Genomic DNA, 18,163 nt, shown 5'->3' with positions numbered 1-18,163 from the left:
ATAGCTAGATAAGCTAGCGACATGGCCGCATCCTCGACTCCGATCCGACCCTCGCGCTGGCTCCGGGTGGGTATCCCTTCACTGCTCGTGCTCGTGTGGCTCGTCGTGGGTTCGATCGGTGGTCCGTACTTCGGCAAGGTCGATGAGGTATCCACCAACGATCAGTCGACGTTCCTGCCGCAGAGCGCGGCCTCCACGCAGGTCAACGAGCGGCTTCCCGACTTCCTCGCCGGCGACAGCCTCCCTGCCGTCGTGGTCTTCTCTGCAGACCAGAGGCTCACCGATGCCCAGCTCGCCGAGCTGCAGACGGTCGCAGACGACATCGCGCAGACGCCGGGGATTCTCGACGGCATCTCGCCGCCGATCGTGTCCGACGATGGCCTCGCCGCGCAGATCTTCGTACCGATCGACGCGTCGGGCGAGGTGCCCGAGACCGTCGAAGCGATCCGCGACGTCGTCGCCACCGATGCACCGTCGGGCGTCGAAGGATGGGTGACCGGCCCCGCAGGATTCACCGCGGACCTCGTCGAGGGCTTCCTCGGCATCGACGGGCTGTTGCTGGGCGTCGCCCTCATCGCCGTGTTCGTGATCCTCGTCATCGTCTACCGCTCGCCGCTGCTGCCGGTGCTCGTGCTGCTCACGAGCGTGTTCGCGTTGTGCGTCGCCCTGCTGACCGTGTGGTGGCTCGCCAAGGCCGGAATCTTCGTGCTGAACGGCCAGGTGCAGGGGATCCTGTTCATCCTCGTCATCGGCGCCGCCACCGACTACGCGCTCCTCTTCGTCGCGAGATATCGCGAGGCGGTGGCCGAGGGGCAGAAGAGATGGCCGGCGACCGTACAGGCCTGGCGCGGCGCGTTCGAGCCCATCCTCGCCTCCGGCGGAACCGTCATCGCGGGACTCCTCTGCCTGCTGCTGTCGGACCTCGCCAGCAACCGGGCTCTCGGCCCGATCGCGGCCATCGGCATCGCTTTCGCGATGCTCTCCGCGCTCACCTTCCTGCCCGCGCTGCTCGCGCTCGTGGGCCGCGCCGCCTTCTGGCCCTTCATTCCGAAGCGTCCGGCCGCGGTGCCGTCGGACGACCCGAACGCTCCCGTGTCGGGCCTCTGGCCGCGGGTGGCGCGATTCGTCACGCGGCGCGCCCGTCCGGTGTGGATCATCAGCACCGTCGTGCTCCTCGTGGGCGCCGCAGGCATCACGCAGCTCAAGGCCGACGGCGTGCCCTCCAGCGACCTCGTGCTCGGGTACTCGCAGGCGCGTGACGGCCAGGATGTGCTCGCGGAGCACTTCCCGGCAGGCTCCGGCAGTCCGGTCTACGTCGTGGTCTCCGAAACGGATGCGGCCGCCGCCGTGACCGCGACGTCGGATGCCCAGGGCATCGACAGCGTGGCGATCGCCGCCGCGGACTCGCCGACAGGTCAGGCGTCGGTAGCCGTCTCGGCCGGCGCGCTCGAGCTCACGGCGGTCGGTCCCCCCGGAACCCCCGCGCCCGCGGCCACCACCGTCGGCGGGGACGTCCTACTGATCGCGACTCTCGCGGATGCGGCGGACTCCGCCGCGGCCGACGACGCGGTCGTGGCGCTGCGCGACGCCCTCGATCGCGACCTCGGAGAGGGGGCGGCGCTCGTCGGCGGGCAGACCGCCATCGACGTCGACACGAACGCCACCTCGATCCGTGACCGCACGGTCATCATCCCCGTGATCCTCGCCGTCGTCTTCGTGATCCTCATGCTTCTGCTGCGGTCCGTGCTGGCGCCCGTCCTGCTGATCGCCAGCACGGTGATCTCGTTCGGGACGGCGATGGGAGTGAGCGCGCTCGTGTTCAACCATGTGTTCGACTTCCCCGGGGCGGACCCCGCGGTGCCGCTGTACGGCTTCGTGTTCCTCGTCGCGCTCGGCATCGACTACAACATCTTCCTCATGTCGCGGGTCCGCGAGGAGTCGCTGCGCCACGGCACCCGCGCGGGAATCGTGCGCGGCCTCGTGTCGACCGGAGGGGTGATCACCTCGGCCGGCCTCGTGCTCGCGGCGACCTTCGCGGCCCTCGGTGTCATTCCGATCCTGTTCCTCGCTCAGCTGGCCTTCATCGTGGCGTTCGGCGTGCTGCTGGACACCTTCGTCGTCCGCTCGCTGCTGGTGCCCGCGCTCGCCTCCGACATCGGACGCGCGGTGTGGTGGCCCTCCAAGCTGTGGCGCGCCGGACCGGAAACGCAGGATGCGGCACCGATGACGCGTGCCGAGTACCGGCGTACGCTCGGATCATGACCAAGGCGCTGTTCATCGTCGACGTCCAGAACGACTTCACCGAGCGCGGTGCGCTCGGTGTCGCGGGGGGCGACGCGGTCGCCGAGCGGATCTCCGCCTACCTCGCGGAGCACGCGGGTGACTACGACCTCATCGTCGCGTCTCGGGACTGGCACGATGCCGAGGGCGACAACGGCGGGCACTTCGCCGCAGAACCCGACTTCATCGACACGTGGCCGCCGCACTGTGTAGCGGGCACCTTCGGTGCCGAATACGACGAGGTCTTCGACGCGTCCGCAGTGACCCATCACCTCAAGAAGGGACAGGGAGAGCCCGCCTACTCGCTCTTCGAGGGGCGCACCGACGACGGCCGCACGGCGACCGAGCTGCTCGAGGAGCACGGCATCCTCGACATCGACGTGGTCGGTCTCGCGACCGACTACTGCGTGCGCGCCTCGGCTCTGGATGCCATCGCCGCGGGCCGGCATGTGCGCGTGTTCACCGACCTCGTCGCAGGCGTGCACGCCGAGTCGAGCGAGAAGGCCCTGGCCGAGATCGCCCACGCCGGCGCAGAGGTCACCGCGTCGCGCTGAGCGCGCGCGGAGATCAGGAGATCCAGAGCACGACGCCGGTCATCCCGGTCAGCACGGCGGCGACCCCTGCGCGGATGGCGTCGTCGCAGCGCTCGGGGGTGAAGGACGCCTCGTCGAAGTGCGTGGCCGATCCCAGGCCTTCGCCGCGGAATCCCGCACCGGTCCAGTCGACGGCGGTGACGTTCTCGGTGGGCTCGGCGAGTTCCGCTCCGAGGACGAGGAAGGGGACGTCGAGGTGGTTCGGGGTCACCATCGCCATCGCGTCGATGAGGCCCTCGCCCGCCGCGACGATGAGCTCGGGGTTCACATCCATCGCGTGGACGATGCCTGTGATCGCGTCGCCGCCCGCATCCACGGTTCGCAGGTCGACGTCCTCGTCGGCCGCCCACGCCGTCACGGCGTCGCGCAGCGTCTGGGTCGTGGCGTCATCGCCGGAGGTGAGGAGCACGACGCGGTAGCCCGGTGCGGGATGCACGTCGTCCCATGACCCGCTACGCGGATCGACCGTGGCCTCCGGCGTCGGCTCGACGTCGGGAGCGAAACCCGGGGCGGGCGATCCCACGACGCCGATCGCGTCGCGCGGCACATTCCAGTCGGCGCTCGCACATCCGGTCAGAACGAGCGCGAGCGCGAGGCCCGTCGCGCCGAGGACGAGGGATGCGGGGCGATGCGGCACGGAGAGTCCTTGCTGAGGGAGGAGGGACGACACCAGGATGCCGGTTGCCGCGGCCGTCGCTGCGCCCTCGCGCCCCGGTTCGCGCATTGTTCCTCAGATCTGCCGCCGTCGTTCACCGTCTGAGCGCACCGGCGGGACACGCGGTGATCCTCATCTGTTCGCCCGACAGCCGATTCGTACGCCATCGATCGTTCACTCTCAGGAAAGCTCGGCGGGCCAGCCTGCTTCCAGGCGCCGGGATCCGCGCGCCTGCCTGGTTGACCCACATCCACTTCCTCTCCAGAAACGGAAGACTCATGCTCCTTGCAGCACCCTCGCGACCCACGGGTCGCGCGGCCCTGTGGGCCTCGGCGGCGGCGGTCGGCGCCGCGCTGATGCTCAGCGGCGCCCTCGTCGCCCCTGCGGCGCACGCCGACGACCCGGCGGGCTACACCGGCATCGTGCTGGGCGTCGCCTCCAACGAGACGCAGCGCACGGTGTCCTGGTACACCTCGGCCGACACGTCGCAGGTCGTGCAGTTGGCGCCCACCTCCGCCGTCGTGAACGGCCAGTTCGTCGCCTCCGTGACGACCTTCGCCGCCACCGGAGCGGCCAACGTCTCGACCACGGGCTACAACCGCCACGCCGTCCTGTCGGGGCTGCAGGAGAACACGCAGTACTCGTACCGCGTGGGATCCGACGGCAACTGGTCGCCGACCTACTCGTTCAAGACGCAGTCCTTCGAGGGCGACTTCGACTTCCTGTTCTTCGGCGACCCCCAGATCGGATCCTCCGGCAACGTCGCGAAGGACGGCGCCGGCTGGGCCGACACCATGAACGTCGCGCTGACCGCCAACCCGAACGCGGAACTGCTGGTCTCCGGCGGCGATCAGGTCGAGACGGCCAACACCGAGCCGCAGTGGGACGCATTCCTCGCTCCCGACCAGCTGCGCCAGTACCCCTGGGCCGCGACGATCGGCAACCACGACGTCGGTGGAAAGGCGTACGAGCAGCACTTCTACACGCCCAACACCGACTACTCCTCGGCGTACTACAAGGACCCGGCCAACAAGGCGACCACGTCCGGCGGCGACTACTGGTACATCTACAAGGACGTGCTGTTCATCGACCTGAACAGCAACAGCTACAACTCGGCGAACGGCGGCGGCGACGCGGCCCACGTGCAGTACGTGACGGATGTGGTGAACCAGCACGGCGCCGACGCGAAGTACACCGTGCTCGTGTACCACCACTCGATCTACTCCGCCGCCGATCACGCGAAGGACGCCGACAACAAGGTGCGCCGCGTGGACTTCCCGACCACCTTCTCGAAGCTCGGCGTCGACCTCGTCCTCCAGGGCCACGACCACGTCTACACCCGCAGCTACGAGATCAAGAACGGCGAGAAGGCCAACCCGGCCGAGCAGCCCGGGCAGAACGACGTGTTCGTCGGCGAGGGCGGCGTCATCTACATGACGGCGAACTCGGCATCGGGTTCGAAGTACTACGACATCACCGCGCCCGACAACAGCGGCACCACCGGAGCGGGCAATGGCCCGGACCCGCTGAAGCCGAGCGACTACTGGTACAACTCCGTGCAGAACCAGGAGCACGTGCGCAGCTACGTCAAGGTGCAGGTGCGCGCCGACCAGCTCGTCGTCGAGGGCATCCGCTCGGGCACCTGCGACGCGCCCAACGCCGCGGTGGAGCAGGGCAAGGTCAGCTGGTGCGGCACGCCGGGCTCGAGCACGGCGGTCGACGGCGTCGGCTCGCTGATCGACTCGGTCACCATCCACCCGTTCCACGGCAACGGTCAGGACATCCAGGTCGACGTGCCCAACCAGGCTCCCGGCGAGTTCGGCTGGACGATCGATGGACAGAACGGACTCGTCGACCTCGGCACCGCCGAGGAGAAGGGCGACTACTTCGAGGCGACGGGCGAGATCAACCCGATCAGCGTCACCGACACGCGTTCCTCGCTGGCGCCGTGGTCGCTCACCTCGGTGCTCGGCGACTTCACGGACGGCGACAAGACGTTCTCCGGTCGTTATCTGGGCTGGACGCCGAAGGTGGTCACCGACGGTGCCGGAGCGACCGCCGGCGCGGCCGTCTCCTCGGGCTACGACAGCGGCGACGGCCTCGCGGTCACCCGCGTGCTCGGCTCGGCAGCACAGGGGCACACGAAGGGATCGGCGCTGCTCGGTGCGGCGCTCGACCTCAAGCTCCCGACCGAGACGGCCAAGGGCAGCTATCGCGCGACCCTGACCCTCACCGCGCTCGCCGGCTGACATCTGCGGCGCATTCGTCCGTGGGAGAGGGATCGTTCCCTCTCCCACGGACATCCCCGTTTCCCCTCCGACCCGAAAGCCCTCCGTGAACCCACGCTCGATCCGCCCGCGTCCTCGCCTCATCGCGCTGAGCTCAGCGATGCTCGCCGTGCTCGCCGTCCTCACCTTCGCCGTGCCCGCCCAGGCCGCCGATGGGGACGAGGTCACCTGGACCGTTCGCACCGCCTCCAACAATCTGGGCTCGGAGCGCACGAACTACAGCTACACGGTCGATCCGGGCGGGTCCGTCTCGGACGCCGTCACGATCGCGAACCACGGTGACGAGGCGCTGGATCTCAAGGTCTACGCCGCCGACGGCTCGACGTCCGACGAGGGCCAGCTGTCGCTGCTCGTCGCGGGGGAGTCATCCCAGGCGATCGGTGCGTGGATCGTGCCGCAGCAGGCGATCGTGACCGTGGCGGCCGGCGAGACCGTCACCGTCCCGTTCACTCTCTCCGTCCCCGAGAACGCCACGCCGGGTGACTACGCCGGCGGCGTGGTCACCTCGCTCAGCGCGCCCGATGCGCAGAACGGCGTCACCGTCGATCGCAGACTGGGGATCCGCGTCAACCTGCGGGTGGGCGGCGAGCTGGCGCCCTCCCTGGCGGTCGAGAACATGTCCGTCGCCTGGAACGGCGGGCTCAACCCCTTCGTCGGCGGTGACGCCACCGTGACCTACACCCTGCACAACACCGGAAACGCCGCGATCGCCGCGCAACCGACGGCGCGTGTCAGCGGCATCTTCGACCTTCTCGGAATGGATGCCGCCGCCGCACAGGATGTGCCTCCGCTCCTCCCGGGCGAGTCGTGGACCCAGACCGTCTCCGTTCCGGGCGTTCCTCCCGTATTCGCGCTCATCGCCGGAGTGAACGTGGTGCCCGTCGTCACCGACGCGTCCGGTTCGACGACTCCGCTCGAGACGGTGACGGGGCAGACGATCGGCGCCGCCATCCCGTGGACGCTTCTCGTGATCGTCCTGCTCGTGGCCGCCGCGGTGTTCCTGCTGCTGCGCTCGCGCCGTCAGCGCAGCGCCACAGCGCAGCAGCGCGCCGATGCGCGCGTGGAGGATGCGGTCGCCCGCGCTCTCGCCGAAGAGCGCGCCAGGGCCGATGCCGGGGCGGCATCTGCCGACTGAGCGCCGCGACGACGAAACGCCCCCGGAGCGGATTCGGGGGCGTTTCGTCGTGATCAGGGGGCGTTTCGTCGTGCGGCAGCGCTCAGGCGCGGCGGCGACGAGCGACCAGGGCTGTGCCCACGCCGGTGACGGCCAACCCGCCGAGGAGCCACGGGAGAAGCTCCTGCAGGTCATCGCCGGTCGCGGGCAGCGCACCGATGGGCTGCTGCGGCGGCGTACGGGTGGGCGACGGGGACGCGGCCCCGGCATGCTCGGGGATCTCGACGGTGATCACCATCGCCCCGCTGTGATCGCCCGCCGCATCCGGGTCGTCGTCGGCGGCGTGCGCGGCCCATGCGCCCGTTGCCACGAGAAGCGTCGAGACGGCCAGCGCGACGAAGCCTCGGCCCAGCCTCGCCGCCCGTCGGCACTGCCGCGGCGAGGTCATCGTCCTGCCTCGATCCGTCGCGAGGATGCGGTGGTGCGCGTGAAGTACCAGAGCGCCGCGACGAGGGCCACCAGCAGGAGGTACGACACGACGGGGGAACTCGCGATCTCGGTGAACACCGGCTGCAGCACCGAGTCCTGGTCGGTCAGGATCCCGCCGATCCATGCGACGGCGGCGACGATCGCGGCGATCGCGACGGCGGTGCGGAAGCCGGCGAACGCGCGCGCGTGGGAGAGCCAGATGAGCAGGGGGAGCACGAGCACGGCGGCGATGAGCTGCGCGAGCTCCACCCCGACGTTGAAGCCGATGATGGCGACGAGCGTCTCGCCGAATCCGAGGTTGAGTTCGAGGATCGTCGTGGCGAACGCCGTGCCGTGCACGAGCCCGAACACTCCCGCGATGAGCAGCTCCCCACGCGGGAGCAGAGGCTTCAGCGCGTGCGCGGCGGCGACGGCGATGGAGACGGCGACGAGGATCTCCACCGGCTTCTCGGGGAAGGAGATGAGCCCGAGCGAGACGAGAGCGAGGGTGATCAGGTGTCCGACGGTGAACGCGGTGATCGTGAGGGCGGCTCTGCCCACCGTCTTCTTCACGGGGATCGGCTGCTGCCAGCGCCAGCCGCGACGGGCCCGGGTGGCGAGCGAGGGCGCGACGATCAACAGCGTCGTGAGGAACAGCAGGTGGTCGGTTCCCTCGGCGATGTGGAGCATACCCAGCCGGATCACCGCGACCAGGCCGTGCAGCGGGTTCGTGTCGCTGCGCTCCCACGTGAGGTGCGTGACGCCGCCGCCCAGGACGCCGATGACCTGCGGGTCGCCCTCGGCGATCTGACCGTCGTCCCAGTCGCTGACGAGGGCCACGTAGACCTGGTGCGAGGGGACGACGTCGATGATGAAGTCGTCGGTGATCTCCAGCGCACCCTGCAGCGGGCGGTCCGCGGCGAAGCGGAGCGTGGTCTCGATCGCATCCTCGTCGTTGACCGTCGCGAAGACCGGCTTCTCGAGCACGGAGGCGGTCAGCGCCCCCTGCTCGTCCGAGATGTGCACGCGGTTCAGCAGAAAGGACATGAGGTTGTCGGAGATCGCGTCGAGCTCCGACTGTTCGGTGGCGATGTCATAGCCCGTCGCCGCCACGAACCCCGCCTTCTGGATCTGCATCTTCACATCGACTGCATCCTGTCGGACCGTGAGGAACACGCCCGTCGACCCCGTGGGGTGCGCTGCCGCGCGCTGCGTGGGCAGGAGGACGAGGACGAGAACCAGCAGGAGAGCCGCGAGCGCGATGGTTGCGAGACGGTTCTCCTGCGCACGGCGGACGACGGTGGTGTACACAGCCGCACCCTATGCGCGGCGGGCAAACGGCTGTCGAACGCGCGGCAACCGCTCGGAGCCGGGGTGGGCTTACGGGTGCGGGTCGACGACCCGACCGCGGGAGGCCTCCAGCGCCCGGATGAGGGAGGCAGAGTCCCACGGGCCGACGTGGCGGATCCCGCCGATGAAGAACGTGGGCGTCGAGTGCAGATCCATGAGCTCTGCGTCCAAACGGTCGTCCTGGATGTGGCGCAGGACGGCGGGGGAGCGCAGATCGTCGGCGAAACGGTCGGTGTCCAGACCCAGCTCGTCGGCGTAGCGGATCAGGTCCGCGAGCTCGAGCTGGTCCTGATGCGCGAACATCTTCCGCGTCATCTCGTAGAAGTGGCCCTGCGCCGCGGCAGCCTCCGAGGCCTGCGCCGCCTGCTGCGCGTGCGGATGCGGCGCGTCGAGCGGCAGGTGCCGCCACACCCAGCGCACCTGATCGCCCAGCGCGGCGAAGACCTCGTCGATCGAGCCGGTCGCGCGGCCGCAGAACGGGCACTCGAAGTCGCCGTACTCGACGATCGTCAGCGGCGCGTCCTTCGGTCCCTTGATGTGATCGCGCGCGGGGTCGACAGGGCGGTTCAAGTATTTGCCGACGGCGACGGGCGGATGCACGCGGTCGCCGATCGAGATGATCGCCCATCCGGCGAGGAACGCGAGGACGGATGCGGTGAGCACGCCGACACGGGCGAGGTCCTGCGTGTGGGGGTCGTCGATCGCGATGGGCACGAGGAACAGCGCGATCGTGAATCCGATGCCCGAGAGGGCCCCGCCGCCGGCGATCCGCGTCATCCCGAGACCGGGGGCGAGCACGCCCTTGCCAGCGGCGCGCAACAGCCAGGTCGCCCCCGTGATGCCGATGAACTTGCCGGCGACGAGCGCGACGATGATGCCCCAGGTCAACGGCGAGGTGAAGGCTTCCTTCAGCGTCGCCGGGTCGAGGTGGACGCCCGCGTTGGCCAGGGCGAACAGGGGCAGGATGCCGAAGGAGATGTAGGGGCGCCATCCCGCATCCACGCGTTCGTTGATCGAGAGCGAGTCGCGGACGCTGCGCTGCACCGCGGCCGCGTAGACGGTGTTGGGGGACTCACGGAAGGCGCGGGTGAGCTCCGCCGTGCGTTCGACATCGCTGCGCCGCGGCGGGAAGACCGGGATGAGCAGGGCGATCGCGACGCCGGCGAGGGTCGCGTGGACGCCCGACAGCAGCACGACGATCCAGAGGGCGATGCCCAGAGCCGCGTAGGAGAAACCGCGACCGTAGGGCAGGAAGCGCACCAGGGCGATCAGTCCCATGAGCACGACGGCCACCACGAGGGCCGCGAGGTTGAGGCTGTCGGAGTAGAAGATGCCGATGACCAGCAGCGCCCCGATGTCGTCGACGACGGCGAGGGTCAGGAGGAACGCCCGCAGGCGGGCGGGGAACTTCGGGCCGATGATGGCGAGCGCTCCCAGCAGGAACGCCGTGTCGGTGGAGATCACGACGCCCCACGCGTGCGTCTCGTCGGTGCCGAGGGTGAACAGGATGAAGATCGCCGCGGGTACCACGAGACCCGCGACTGCGGCCGCGATCGGCAGGGTGGCACGAGCCCGGTCGGTGAGCTCGCCGATGGTGAGCTCACGTTTGACCTCGAGCCCGACGAGGAAGAAGAACAGCGTCATCAGACCGTCGTTGACGAGCGCGTGGAGGGTCGAATCGATCTGCACGTCGCCCACGGCGATCGTGATCGGCGTCTCCCAGAAGTGCTCGTAGCCGGCGCCCCACGGGCTGTTCGCCCAGATGATGGCGAGCGCCGTGGCGATCAGCATCAGGGCGGCCGACAGTCGGTCCGGGGCGATCGGACGACGCTTCTTCTTGGTGGGGCCGCTGCGTTGCAGCTCGATGCTGGTCATCGGGGTCCTCCCGGGCGCGGATGCGGGATCACGGGCGAACGCCCAGGAGGAAGTCTGCCGCATCCGGGAGCTGCCGGGCCGAGCGAGAGGGGCCCCAGTGAACCCACCGTGCCGGATCGCTCCCGATCAGCGCTGCATCGGGCGCCAGGACTCCAGGAATGCCGAAACCGTGAGCGTCTCCATCTCCAGCTCGATCTTGCCGAACAGATGCGACGCCATGTTGGCGTCGGTGGGTATGCGGAGCACGAGCGCCTGGGTGTCGAGTCGGCGGACCTCGACGTCGTACATGTTCAGCACGCCCGAACCAAGGAGCGCATCGACCCCCGCGCGCACCCAGTTGGAGGGGCGCGGCACGAGCGCGGCGCTCAGGTAGTCGGCGGCGACCTCGTCGTCGGATGCGGTGTCCATACTCCCCATCCTTTCGCACGGGCGGGTCACTCGTCCGTGTGGAAGCCCGCCGCCTTGTGCGTGCCGTCGCAGAACGGTTTGATGCTCGACAGTCCGCAGCGACACAGGGCGACGGTGCGCCGGCGGCGCTCGACCGGGTTGCCGGCCGCGTCCACGATCCGCGCTTCGCCGCGCACGAGCAGCGGTCCGTCGGGATAGGCGGTGATCGTCACGGGCTCGTCGCTCATGCGGCACCGCCACGCAGTGAGGAGACGCCGCTCGTGAAGGCGTCGTACATGTGCTGCGCGACCCAGCCGTCGACGGCCAGACATGCGGCAGCGCCGAACATGATGTCGGCGAGCAGGTCGGGTCGGTCCTCCGCGAGGGCGCCGGCGAGGTCCCGGCCGGCGATCTGCTCGTGCACAGCGTCGGCCTCGACGTGCTCGTCGAAGTAGTCGGTCACGTCATCCCCGTAGCCGAGCCGGCGCAGACCGTCGCCGTACAGACGATTGGGGATGGAGGACGTCATCTCGAAGGCGGCCAGGTGGCCCACGATGGCGCCGAGCAGGCGACGGTTCAACCCGAACATCGACATCGTGTTGTGCGAGGCCAGGGTCACAGCGGGGACGTCGTCGACGTACGCGCCGTAGCGATCGTCGAGGCCGGCGGCGCGGACGGTGCGCGCGAAGATCTCGGCGTGCACACGATCGGGCCGGCCCCCACCGTACTCGTCGGATTGGATCTCGACGAGCGCAGCTTTCGCACGGCCGCGCAGTCGAGGGATCGCCCACGAGTGAGGGTCGGCTTCGCGCAGCGTGTAGACCGTGCGCTGGATGAGGAACTCCCGCGCCTGCTCCTCGGTCGCCTTGCGAGCGAGGTAGCGGGACAAGCTCGGGCCGCTGTCATCGGAGGTCAGCGTGAAGAGCGCCCGTGCGACATCGGCGGCGTGGGGAGCCGGGACGGCGGGCACGGCGATCTCCCGACGTAGGGCGGCTTCGAATGCGGATTCGAGCAGCTGCCGCACGGTGAGCAGCTCCGCATCCCACTCCAGTGCGGCGTCGAGGCCGTCGAGTGAGCCGTAGGCGTTCGCGTAGAGGCAGAACAGCGTGAGCTGTATGTCGTCGTCCCGGACGATGTCCGGCGTCATCGCCAGGGCACGCTCGGCCAGCATGGACAGATCGTCGCCTGCCGCAGCGGCCGACAGGCGCAGCGCGACGGCCTCGCTCAGCGGGCCGCGAGCGGCGAAAGGCAGACCGGGCAGCATCGCCCGGGGGATGGCGGTCAGTGACACGAGTGCTCCGATCGTTCGGGGGAACGTCTGCATCTCACCCGTTCCCGCGCCGGGGCGAAGGGGGCTTGACACATCGGAGCGTGCGGCGCGGTCAGTCCCTCTGATGCCGGCTGCGCACCCGGAACCACAGGGTGAGCTCGCCGATCGCACGCAGCACATTGTCCGGGTCGTCCCGGTCGCCGAGGTCGTCGAACGTGTCGCGGAAGCCGTCCGGAGCCGGATGCGAGGGCGGCGAGATGGGCTCGTATCCCATGCTCCACTCCGAGAACCGCCGTTCGCCGATCTCCTCATCCCGCACGATCCGCAGGTCGGCATGCCGAGGGTCGGCCTGGATGACCCGCATCAGGTCGCGCACCGCCTTATCGGGGCCCTCGAGGATCTGGATGAAATGTCCCGCCCGGTACAAGAGCATGCCGGTGATCCCGCGGCGATCGTTCGACGCCCGGCTGGTGGCGAGCAGCTGTTCCAGGTCGGGATCGGTGAAGGGGGCGCGCGCGTGACTGGTGTAGACGACGGAGATCAATGGGTCGGTCACGGTGGTGGACTCCTTCAACGCCGGACAGGATGCGGGCGCGGCGGCTGCGCGGTGAGGGCGTTCATTGCGTGGGTGATCACGGTGAAGCGCCCCGCGGGACGCGAATGCATATCGAAGGCCGCGAAGGCGCCATCGCTCTGTCGCTCGATGTAGCCCAGGAACTCGCCCCACCTGCTGCCGACATGGAAGCCGTCTTCCACGCGCGCCCAGACGACGCCCGTCGCGTTCGGGTCCGTCATCATGATGCGGCCGCGCCGCCCTGGCGTCGAGCCGCCCAGATCGCCTCGACGGCGTCTCGATGCGAGCTGTGCAGGTACATCGAGCGATAGCTGAGCGAGAAGCTATCCGGGGTGATGGCATCGGTGTAGTGCACCACGATGGCGCTGTCGAGCTCGAGCAACCGCTGCACCTCCGCGTTCACGCGTTCAGGCATGCTCGCGCCGCCCTCGGATCGAGGCGGCGGCCGCCGGGGTACGCGCCGTCATGAGACGACCGTACGTGATGCAGACGGGCGATCGACGGGGGTTGCGCGGGAGGGCGCGATGGCCCTCTGCGCCGTCAGGCGGTGAGGCTCGTTCCGCATTCTGCGCAGAAGCGGGATGTGCCGGGGTTCTCCGCCCGGCATCCTGCGCAGACCCGGACGCTCACCAGCGCCGCGCCGCACTCGCCGCAGAACTTACCGCCGTGGGACTGCGCGCCGCACGAGGGACAGCGTGGCTGAGCCTGGCGGCCGAGGTCGACGCCGCCGACCAGGTCCACGGTCTCCAGCCGCTGGCGCATCTGCTGACGCCGAGCCTCGGCCTGCAGCTGGGCGAGCTCCTCGGTGAGGGCGGGGGAGCAGCGCACGCACTGCCCGACCTGATCGTTCCAGCACACGTCGCCGCACACCCAGTCGCTGCACCCGCGGCACTGGTGGAACCGCGGGCCGATCTCCGCGGTGGCGGCGCGCAGCGCCTCATCCTTCGCCGGCGAGTTCGTGCTGCGATCGAGCAGGTTCTCGGCCATCGAGGTGAACTGCGACAGCTGTCCGCCGAACAGGTTGCCGAGACCGCGGGCGATCTTCTGCCCGGCCGCTCGGGGGTCGCGACGGAACGCCGAACGGTAGCCGTTGCCGCAGCGCTCGCAGCGGAACTCGAACTGGTAGCCGTCGGCGTTGGAGAGGTCGCTGAAGTTGTCGGTGAACGGCACGTGTTCAGACATGTCACTCCTGGGAGAGTCGGTCGGGTCCGAGGGGAAATCGGATGCCTCGTGTCGGTGCGCCCGAGCGCGATCTGCGTCCTGATCAGACGATAACACCGCTGGATTCGCCGTCCAGAACCGCTGTGGAACGCCGCATCCGCTCGGTCAGTGGGCGAGGCTCGAGACGAGGTTGATGGTCGCTGCGACGACGACGACGCCCAGCAGAAACGACAGGAGTGCGTGACGAAGGGCCTCGCGTCGGATGGTGCTGCTGGTGATGGTGGTGTCCGATACCTGGTACGTCATGCCGAGTGTGAAGGCGAGGTAGGCGAAGTCGCGGTAGTCGGGGGGATCGGGCTGATTGAAGTCGATGCCGCCGTGCTGCGCGTAGTACAGCGCGGCGTAGCGGAGGCTGAACAGCACATGGATGAGGAACCAGGACGATGCGACCGTGACGACCGCGATCCCGGCCAACTCGAGTCGGGCGGAGTTCGAACTCACGGTGCCCGCCTCGACCAGCACGAGCGCGATGGCGCCGAAGCTCGCGAGGCTGGCGAGCACGAGCAGGGTCTGCGCGGTCGTCCGGGTCGGATCCTCACGGGTGGCGTGCTGCTCGGTCTGGGCGGCATCCAGACGCAGGATGCCGAGCCACACCCACAGTGAGAAGGTGCAGGCCCCCGCGATCCAGCCGATGGCGGGTGCGTAGATCCATGAGGACGCCAGCCCCACGGCGACGGTGACGATGACGAACACGCCGAACAGGACCGTCACCCGCCACCCGGCGCGGTGGCGGCGCGAAGAGAAGTCGGGGGCTGGCGTGCTCACGCGCGGGCCGTTCGCTCTTGCATACCCGGATCGTACGGCGTGCGCGGGGTGGGTTGCCCTGAGTGCGCGTCCAGGGCGTGATGCGGGTCGCGTCTGCTCGCTTGCGATGGGATCGGGCGCACGACACACTGGGGCCGATCCGCCGTGTCGGCTGAGGGGGCAGTGTGCACGATATGGGTATGAGGGCACGCCTGGCCGCGACGGTGCCTTATCTCGTCACGGTCGCGTGCGTCGCTGCGGGCGCAACCGTCGCGTGTCTGACGATGGTTTTGTTCCTGCAGTCGGTCTTCGGAGCCACTCCCGGTCTCGACACCTTGCTGAGCGCCCTCCCCACTGCGGCCATCGGGGGCGCACTAACCGCGCTCTTCGTGACGCTGTCCACTGTGCCGCTGTGCCTGTCGATGGGGCGTCGGAGGGTGCTGTTCGTCGTGCTCAGCGGCGTCGGTCCGCTCGTGGGCTGGCCAATCGTCGGCGCCATCGCGGCGCGCGACGCGGGCCTGCCGTCCTCGCCTGTGGGGGAGACGGTGGGTGGGGCGACGTCGGCCGTCGCTGTGCTGGTTGCGTTGGTCGCGGTCCTCGCGCTCGGCGAGCGCGAGCGAGCCGCATCCGGGTCTGCGCAGACTGCCCCCGCTGCGCAGGACGTCTTCGATGAACTCGCGCATCTGCAGGGCGACGAAGTGTCGCCGCCAGCGAACGCGCGCCCCCGGCCGGTCGTGCGCGTTGTGCTCACCGTCGTCGGTGTCGCGAGCGTGATCGGCGGTCTCGTCCTTGCCGCGCACGGTGCCGCGTACCTTCTCGGGCAGACCGCATTTCTTCCGTGGGGGATCCGCATCGTCGGGCTGGACTACGCCCAGCTGATGATCCCTTCGGCGCTGAGTCTGGTCGGCGGGGCGCTGCTCGCGTTCGTCGGGATCGGTGTGCTGGTGACCTCCTTCAATCTGGGGCGGACCCGCCGCCGCTGACGCGGGCGGCGGGCCACCTCGGGCGCCGTGCGTGAGGCGCGGCCCGCTACGAGCGCTCGAGGGTGCGCCGCAACCACGCGGTACGCGTGGCGCGTGCGGCGCGAGACAGCTCGGCGTCGGGGTACAGCGCATCGAATCCGTGGAAGCCGCCGGACCACACGTGCAGCTCGGCTGCGCCGCCGGCGGCCCAGATGCGGCTGGCATAGTCGATGCACTCATCGCGGAACACCTCCGCGGAGCCGGCATCCACATATGTGGGGGGAAGCGCCGACAGATCCGACGCGAGGGCCGGCGACACGTAGGGCGATACGCCGTCGGCATCGCCGATCACGGCATCCCACGCGAACGAGTTGGACTCCCGCGACCAGACGCCGGACCCCGTGAACTGGCGCGCGGAAACCGTTTCGTTGCGGTGGTCGAGCATCGGGCACACGAGGACCTGTGCGGCGACGGCGGGGAACGTGCGGTCCTTCGCCAGCAGGACGACGCCGGCGGCGATGCCACCGCCCGCGCTCGTCCCGGCGACGATGATGCGATCCGGGTCGATGCCGAGTTCGGCGGCCTTGTCGCAGAGCCACACGAGCGCGGCGTATCCGTCTTCGACGAGCGTCGTGCCTCCGGCCTCTGGGGCCAATCGGTAGTCGACCGAGACCACCACCGCGCCGAGCTCGTCGAGCCATTCGAGCGGGATGTCGAGCTGCGAGAAGCGGTCGCCCATCACCATCCCTCCGCCGTGAAGCCAGAGAATGCCGGGTGCGCCACCGGCGGAGGCGTGCGGTGAGACGACGGTGACGGGGAGCGAGGCGCCGTCGCGAGCGATGATCGTCTCCTCGCGTCGGTCGACGTCGCGTGAAGCCAGGAGCGGCTCGATCGGTGCGCTCGCATAGGAGCGCATCAGCGGAAGGGTCTGTGCATCCAACGCGGCGAACTCGGGCAGAGTCGCGAGTCGCTCGGCCAGTTCGGAGTCCAGTTCGGGACGGGCGATCATGCGAACACCGCCTTGCCGCCGACGGGAATCAGATCGCCATAGACCGAATCGCCCGCGAGCAGCTCGGCGAACTTGGCGACAAGGGCCTGAGCAGCCTGGCCGGCGAACAGTCTGTGGTGATCCTCCTCTGTGGTCCATCCCTCGATCAGGTGGACGACATCGGGATCGGTCGCAGAGCGGCTCACCAGGTAGACGAGGCAGTATTCGGTGGCGGCGGGGTTTCCCTCGTCGAGTCCGGACAGCACGAGTGCGACGAGGTCGTCGCCGCGGCCGGGAAGCGCGGTCAAGGTGGCAGAGAATCCGTAGCGGACGGTGGCGTTTGTCATGGTTCCATCCAGCCATCGCACCGCGTCGGAGCTGTAGAGCAATCGTGTCCGCCTCTTGCCCGATTCTGCCCGAGCAGGCGCGATCGGCTCATCGCGAATCGCTCAGATCACGGGAGAGAGGTTCACCGATCGGCCGTCGGATCGCAACAGCTGTGGGACGTCTCGGCTCGGGGGCGCACCGAACTGACGGCGGTACTCACGGCTGAACTGCGACAGGCTCTCATACCCGACGGCGTAGGCGGCGCCGGCGATGTCGGCGGGGTCTGCGAGCAGGCGGAGGCGCGCTTCTTGCAGGCGGACGCTCTTCTGGTACTGGATGGGGCTCATCGCCGTGACCGCGTGGAATGCGCGGTGGAACGCGGACGGGCTCATCCGCGCACGCTGAGCCAGCTCATCGACGCGCATCGGTTCGGCGTACCGGCCGCGCATCCACCTCACGACGTGTCGCACCCGATTGAGGCTGCTGTCGGCAAGGCCGAGTTGGCGGACGCTGTCGCCGCTCTCCCCCGACATGATGAGCCACAACAACTCGCGCTCGATCAAGGGGGCCAGCACCGGGATGTCGCGCGGATGATCGAGCAGGCGCAGCATCCGAACGGCCGCGTCGAGAAGCCTGGCGTCCGCCGTTCCCACCACGACGGCCGGAGGCGCCTTATCGGTGCGGCGCGGGAGGAGCGCATCGGAGGAGGCGGGCGTGAGGAGAAGCTCCGCGATGGTGTCAGGCCGCAGCTCCAGGCCGAAGCCGAGTGCGGGGTGCTCGGGTGTCGCATCGCGGTACCGTCCGGAGACCGGCAGCTCCATCGACGTCACGAGGTAGTCGCCCGCCCCGTACTCGTGCACCGAGCTGCCGACGGAGAGTCGCTTGTTCCCTTGCGCGACGATGGCCAGAACGCTGCCCGTCGACACGCTCTCCTGCGCGTCAGAGCTGTCCACTCTCGCTACGAGTACTCCGGGAATAGCGGTGGACGTCACTCCGTCAGTGCAGTGGCGGGCGATCAGCGTGCGCAGCTCGTGAAGGGACATGACCGGATTCAATCACCTTTCGTG

20 protein-coding genes are annotated in these 18,163 nt (G+C 69.3%); 5 read left to right on the top strand and 15 right to left on the bottom strand.

From position 1 onward, the window contains the following. Positions 1–21 precede the first annotated feature (21 nt). Positions 22–2,262, top strand: a complete 2,241-nt coding sequence (locus ACYVJS_RS03220; protein ID WP_460737721.1) for an MMPL family transporter — start codon at positions 22–24, stop codon at positions 2,260–2,262. After that, complete coding sequence (locus ACYVJS_RS03215; RefSeq protein ID WP_460737719.1) at positions 2,259–2,834, top strand: isochorismatase family protein; 576 nt, start codon at positions 2,259–2,261, stop codon at positions 2,832–2,834. Before ACYVJS_RS03220 ends, ACYVJS_RS03215 begins: the two co-directional genes overlap by 4 nt. A gap of 13 nt (positions 2,835–2,847) precedes the next feature. Here the strand turns inward: ACYVJS_RS03215 and ACYVJS_RS03210 are convergent, their stop codons facing one another. Further along, positions 2,848–3,597 carry a hypothetical protein gene (locus ACYVJS_RS03210; RefSeq protein WP_460737717.1) on the bottom strand — a complete coding sequence of 250 codons (750 nt, stop codon included), beginning with the start codon at positions 3,595–3,597 and terminating at the stop codon, positions 2,848–2,850. Positions 3,598–3,806: 209 nt separating this feature from the next. On the opposite strand from ACYVJS_RS03210, the gene ACYVJS_RS03205 reads away from it, so the two are divergent. Next, positions 3,807–5,777: a purple acid phosphatase family protein gene (locus ACYVJS_RS03205; RefSeq protein ID WP_460737715.1), complete on the top strand. Its 1,971-nt coding sequence runs from the start codon at positions 3,807–3,809 to the stop codon at positions 5,775–5,777. A gap of 85 nt (positions 5,778–5,862) precedes the next feature. After that, positions 5,863–6,951 carry a WxL protein peptidoglycan domain-containing protein gene (locus ACYVJS_RS03200; protein WP_460737713.1) on the top strand — a complete coding sequence of 363 codons (1,089 nt, stop codon included), beginning with the start codon at positions 5,863–5,865 and terminating at the stop codon, positions 6,949–6,951. Between the two features lie 82 nt (positions 6,952–7,033). Here the strand turns inward: ACYVJS_RS03200 and ACYVJS_RS03195 are convergent, their stop codons facing one another. From ACYVJS_RS03195 to ACYVJS_RS03145, 11 genes are all read right to left on the bottom strand, one after another. Further along, positions 7,034–7,378 carry a hypothetical protein gene (locus ACYVJS_RS03195; RefSeq protein ID WP_460737711.1) on the bottom strand — a complete coding sequence of 115 codons (345 nt, stop codon included), beginning with the start codon at positions 7,376–7,378 and terminating at the stop codon, positions 7,034–7,036. Continuing rightward, positions 7,375–8,709: a HupE/UreJ family protein gene (locus ACYVJS_RS03190; protein ID WP_460737709.1), complete on the bottom strand. Its 1,335-nt coding sequence runs from the start codon at positions 8,707–8,709 to the stop codon at positions 7,375–7,377. Before ACYVJS_RS03190 ends, ACYVJS_RS03195 begins: the two co-directional genes overlap by 4 nt. 69 nt (positions 8,710–8,778) lie before the next feature. Beyond that, complete coding sequence (gene nhaA / locus ACYVJS_RS03185) at positions 8,779–10,623, bottom strand: Na+/H+ antiporter NhaA (protein ID WP_460737707.1); 1,845 nt, start codon at positions 10,621–10,623, stop codon at positions 8,779–8,781. 126 nt (positions 10,624–10,749) lie between these two features. Next, a complete protein-coding gene (locus ACYVJS_RS03180) occupies positions 10,750–11,031 on the bottom strand; it encodes a hypothetical protein (protein WP_460737705.1) in 282 nt (93 codons plus the stop codon). Positions 11,032–11,057: 26 nt separating this feature from the next. Continuing rightward, positions 11,058–11,258, bottom strand: a complete 201-nt coding sequence (locus tag ACYVJS_RS03175; protein ID WP_243231480.1) for a CDGSH iron-sulfur domain-containing protein — start codon at positions 11,256–11,258, stop codon at positions 11,058–11,060. Next, positions 11,255–12,274, bottom strand: coding sequence for an iron-containing redox enzyme family protein (locus ACYVJS_RS03170; protein WP_460739853.1), 1,020 nt, complete (start codon positions 12,272–12,274; stop codon positions 11,255–11,257). The genes ACYVJS_RS03175 and ACYVJS_RS03170 overlap by 4 nt, the downstream gene beginning before the upstream one ends. 118 nt (positions 12,275–12,392) lie before the next feature. After that, positions 12,393–12,836, bottom strand: coding sequence for a BLUF domain-containing protein (locus tag ACYVJS_RS03165; protein ID WP_460737703.1), 444 nt, complete (start codon positions 12,834–12,836; stop codon positions 12,393–12,395). Positions 12,837–12,850: 14 nt separating this feature from the next. Further along, a complete protein-coding gene (locus tag ACYVJS_RS03160; RefSeq protein ID WP_460737701.1) occupies positions 12,851–13,075 on the bottom strand; it encodes a hypothetical protein in 225 nt (74 codons plus the stop codon). Further along, positions 13,075–13,269 carry a hypothetical protein gene (locus ACYVJS_RS03155; RefSeq protein WP_460737699.1) on the bottom strand — a complete coding sequence of 65 codons (195 nt, stop codon included), beginning with the start codon at positions 13,267–13,269 and terminating at the stop codon, positions 13,075–13,077. The genes ACYVJS_RS03160 and ACYVJS_RS03155 overlap by 1 nt, the downstream gene beginning before the upstream one ends. A 125-nt stretch (positions 13,270–13,394) precedes the next feature. Continuing rightward, positions 13,395–14,036: a zinc ribbon domain-containing protein gene (locus ACYVJS_RS03150; RefSeq protein WP_460737697.1), complete on the bottom strand. Its 642-nt coding sequence runs from the start codon at positions 14,034–14,036 to the stop codon at positions 13,395–13,397. Positions 14,037–14,180: 144 nt separating this feature from the next. Next, positions 14,181–14,840 carry a DUF1345 domain-containing protein gene (locus tag ACYVJS_RS03145; RefSeq protein ID WP_460737695.1) on the bottom strand — a complete coding sequence of 220 codons (660 nt, stop codon included), beginning with the start codon at positions 14,838–14,840 and terminating at the stop codon, positions 14,181–14,183. Positions 14,841–15,019: 179 nt separating this feature from the next. Here ACYVJS_RS03145 and ACYVJS_RS03140 point away from each other — a divergent pair, with 179 nt between their 5' ends. Beyond that, positions 15,020–15,802: a hypothetical protein gene (locus ACYVJS_RS03140; protein WP_460737693.1), complete on the top strand. Its 783-nt coding sequence runs from the start codon at positions 15,020–15,022 to the stop codon at positions 15,800–15,802. A gap of 46 nt (positions 15,803–15,848) precedes the next feature. Here ACYVJS_RS03140 and ACYVJS_RS03135 read toward each other — a convergent pair whose 3' ends face one another. The 3 genes from ACYVJS_RS03135 to ACYVJS_RS03125 form a co-directional block, all read right to left on the bottom strand. Continuing rightward, entirely contained in the window at positions 15,849–16,790 is a 942-nt protein-coding gene (locus ACYVJS_RS03135; protein WP_460737691.1) for an alpha/beta hydrolase, read from the bottom strand. Next, a complete protein-coding gene (locus tag ACYVJS_RS03130; protein WP_460737689.1) occupies positions 16,787–17,116 on the bottom strand; it encodes a putative quinol monooxygenase in 330 nt (109 codons plus the stop codon). The genes ACYVJS_RS03135 and ACYVJS_RS03130 overlap by 4 nt, the downstream gene beginning before the upstream one ends. A gap of 102 nt (positions 17,117–17,218) precedes the next feature. Continuing rightward, the gene (locus tag ACYVJS_RS03125; RefSeq protein ID WP_460737687.1) at positions 17,219–18,139 is read right to left on the bottom strand and encodes an AraC family transcriptional regulator; all 921 of its coding nucleotides are present in this window, start codon (positions 18,137–18,139) and stop codon (positions 17,219–17,221) included. Positions 18,140–18,163: the final 24 nt, after the last annotated feature.

Source organism: Microbacterium neimengense (genome assembly GCF_054782995.1).
Note: the sequence above shows the minus strand (reverse complement) of the source record. Positions and strands in the feature narration are given on the sequence as shown.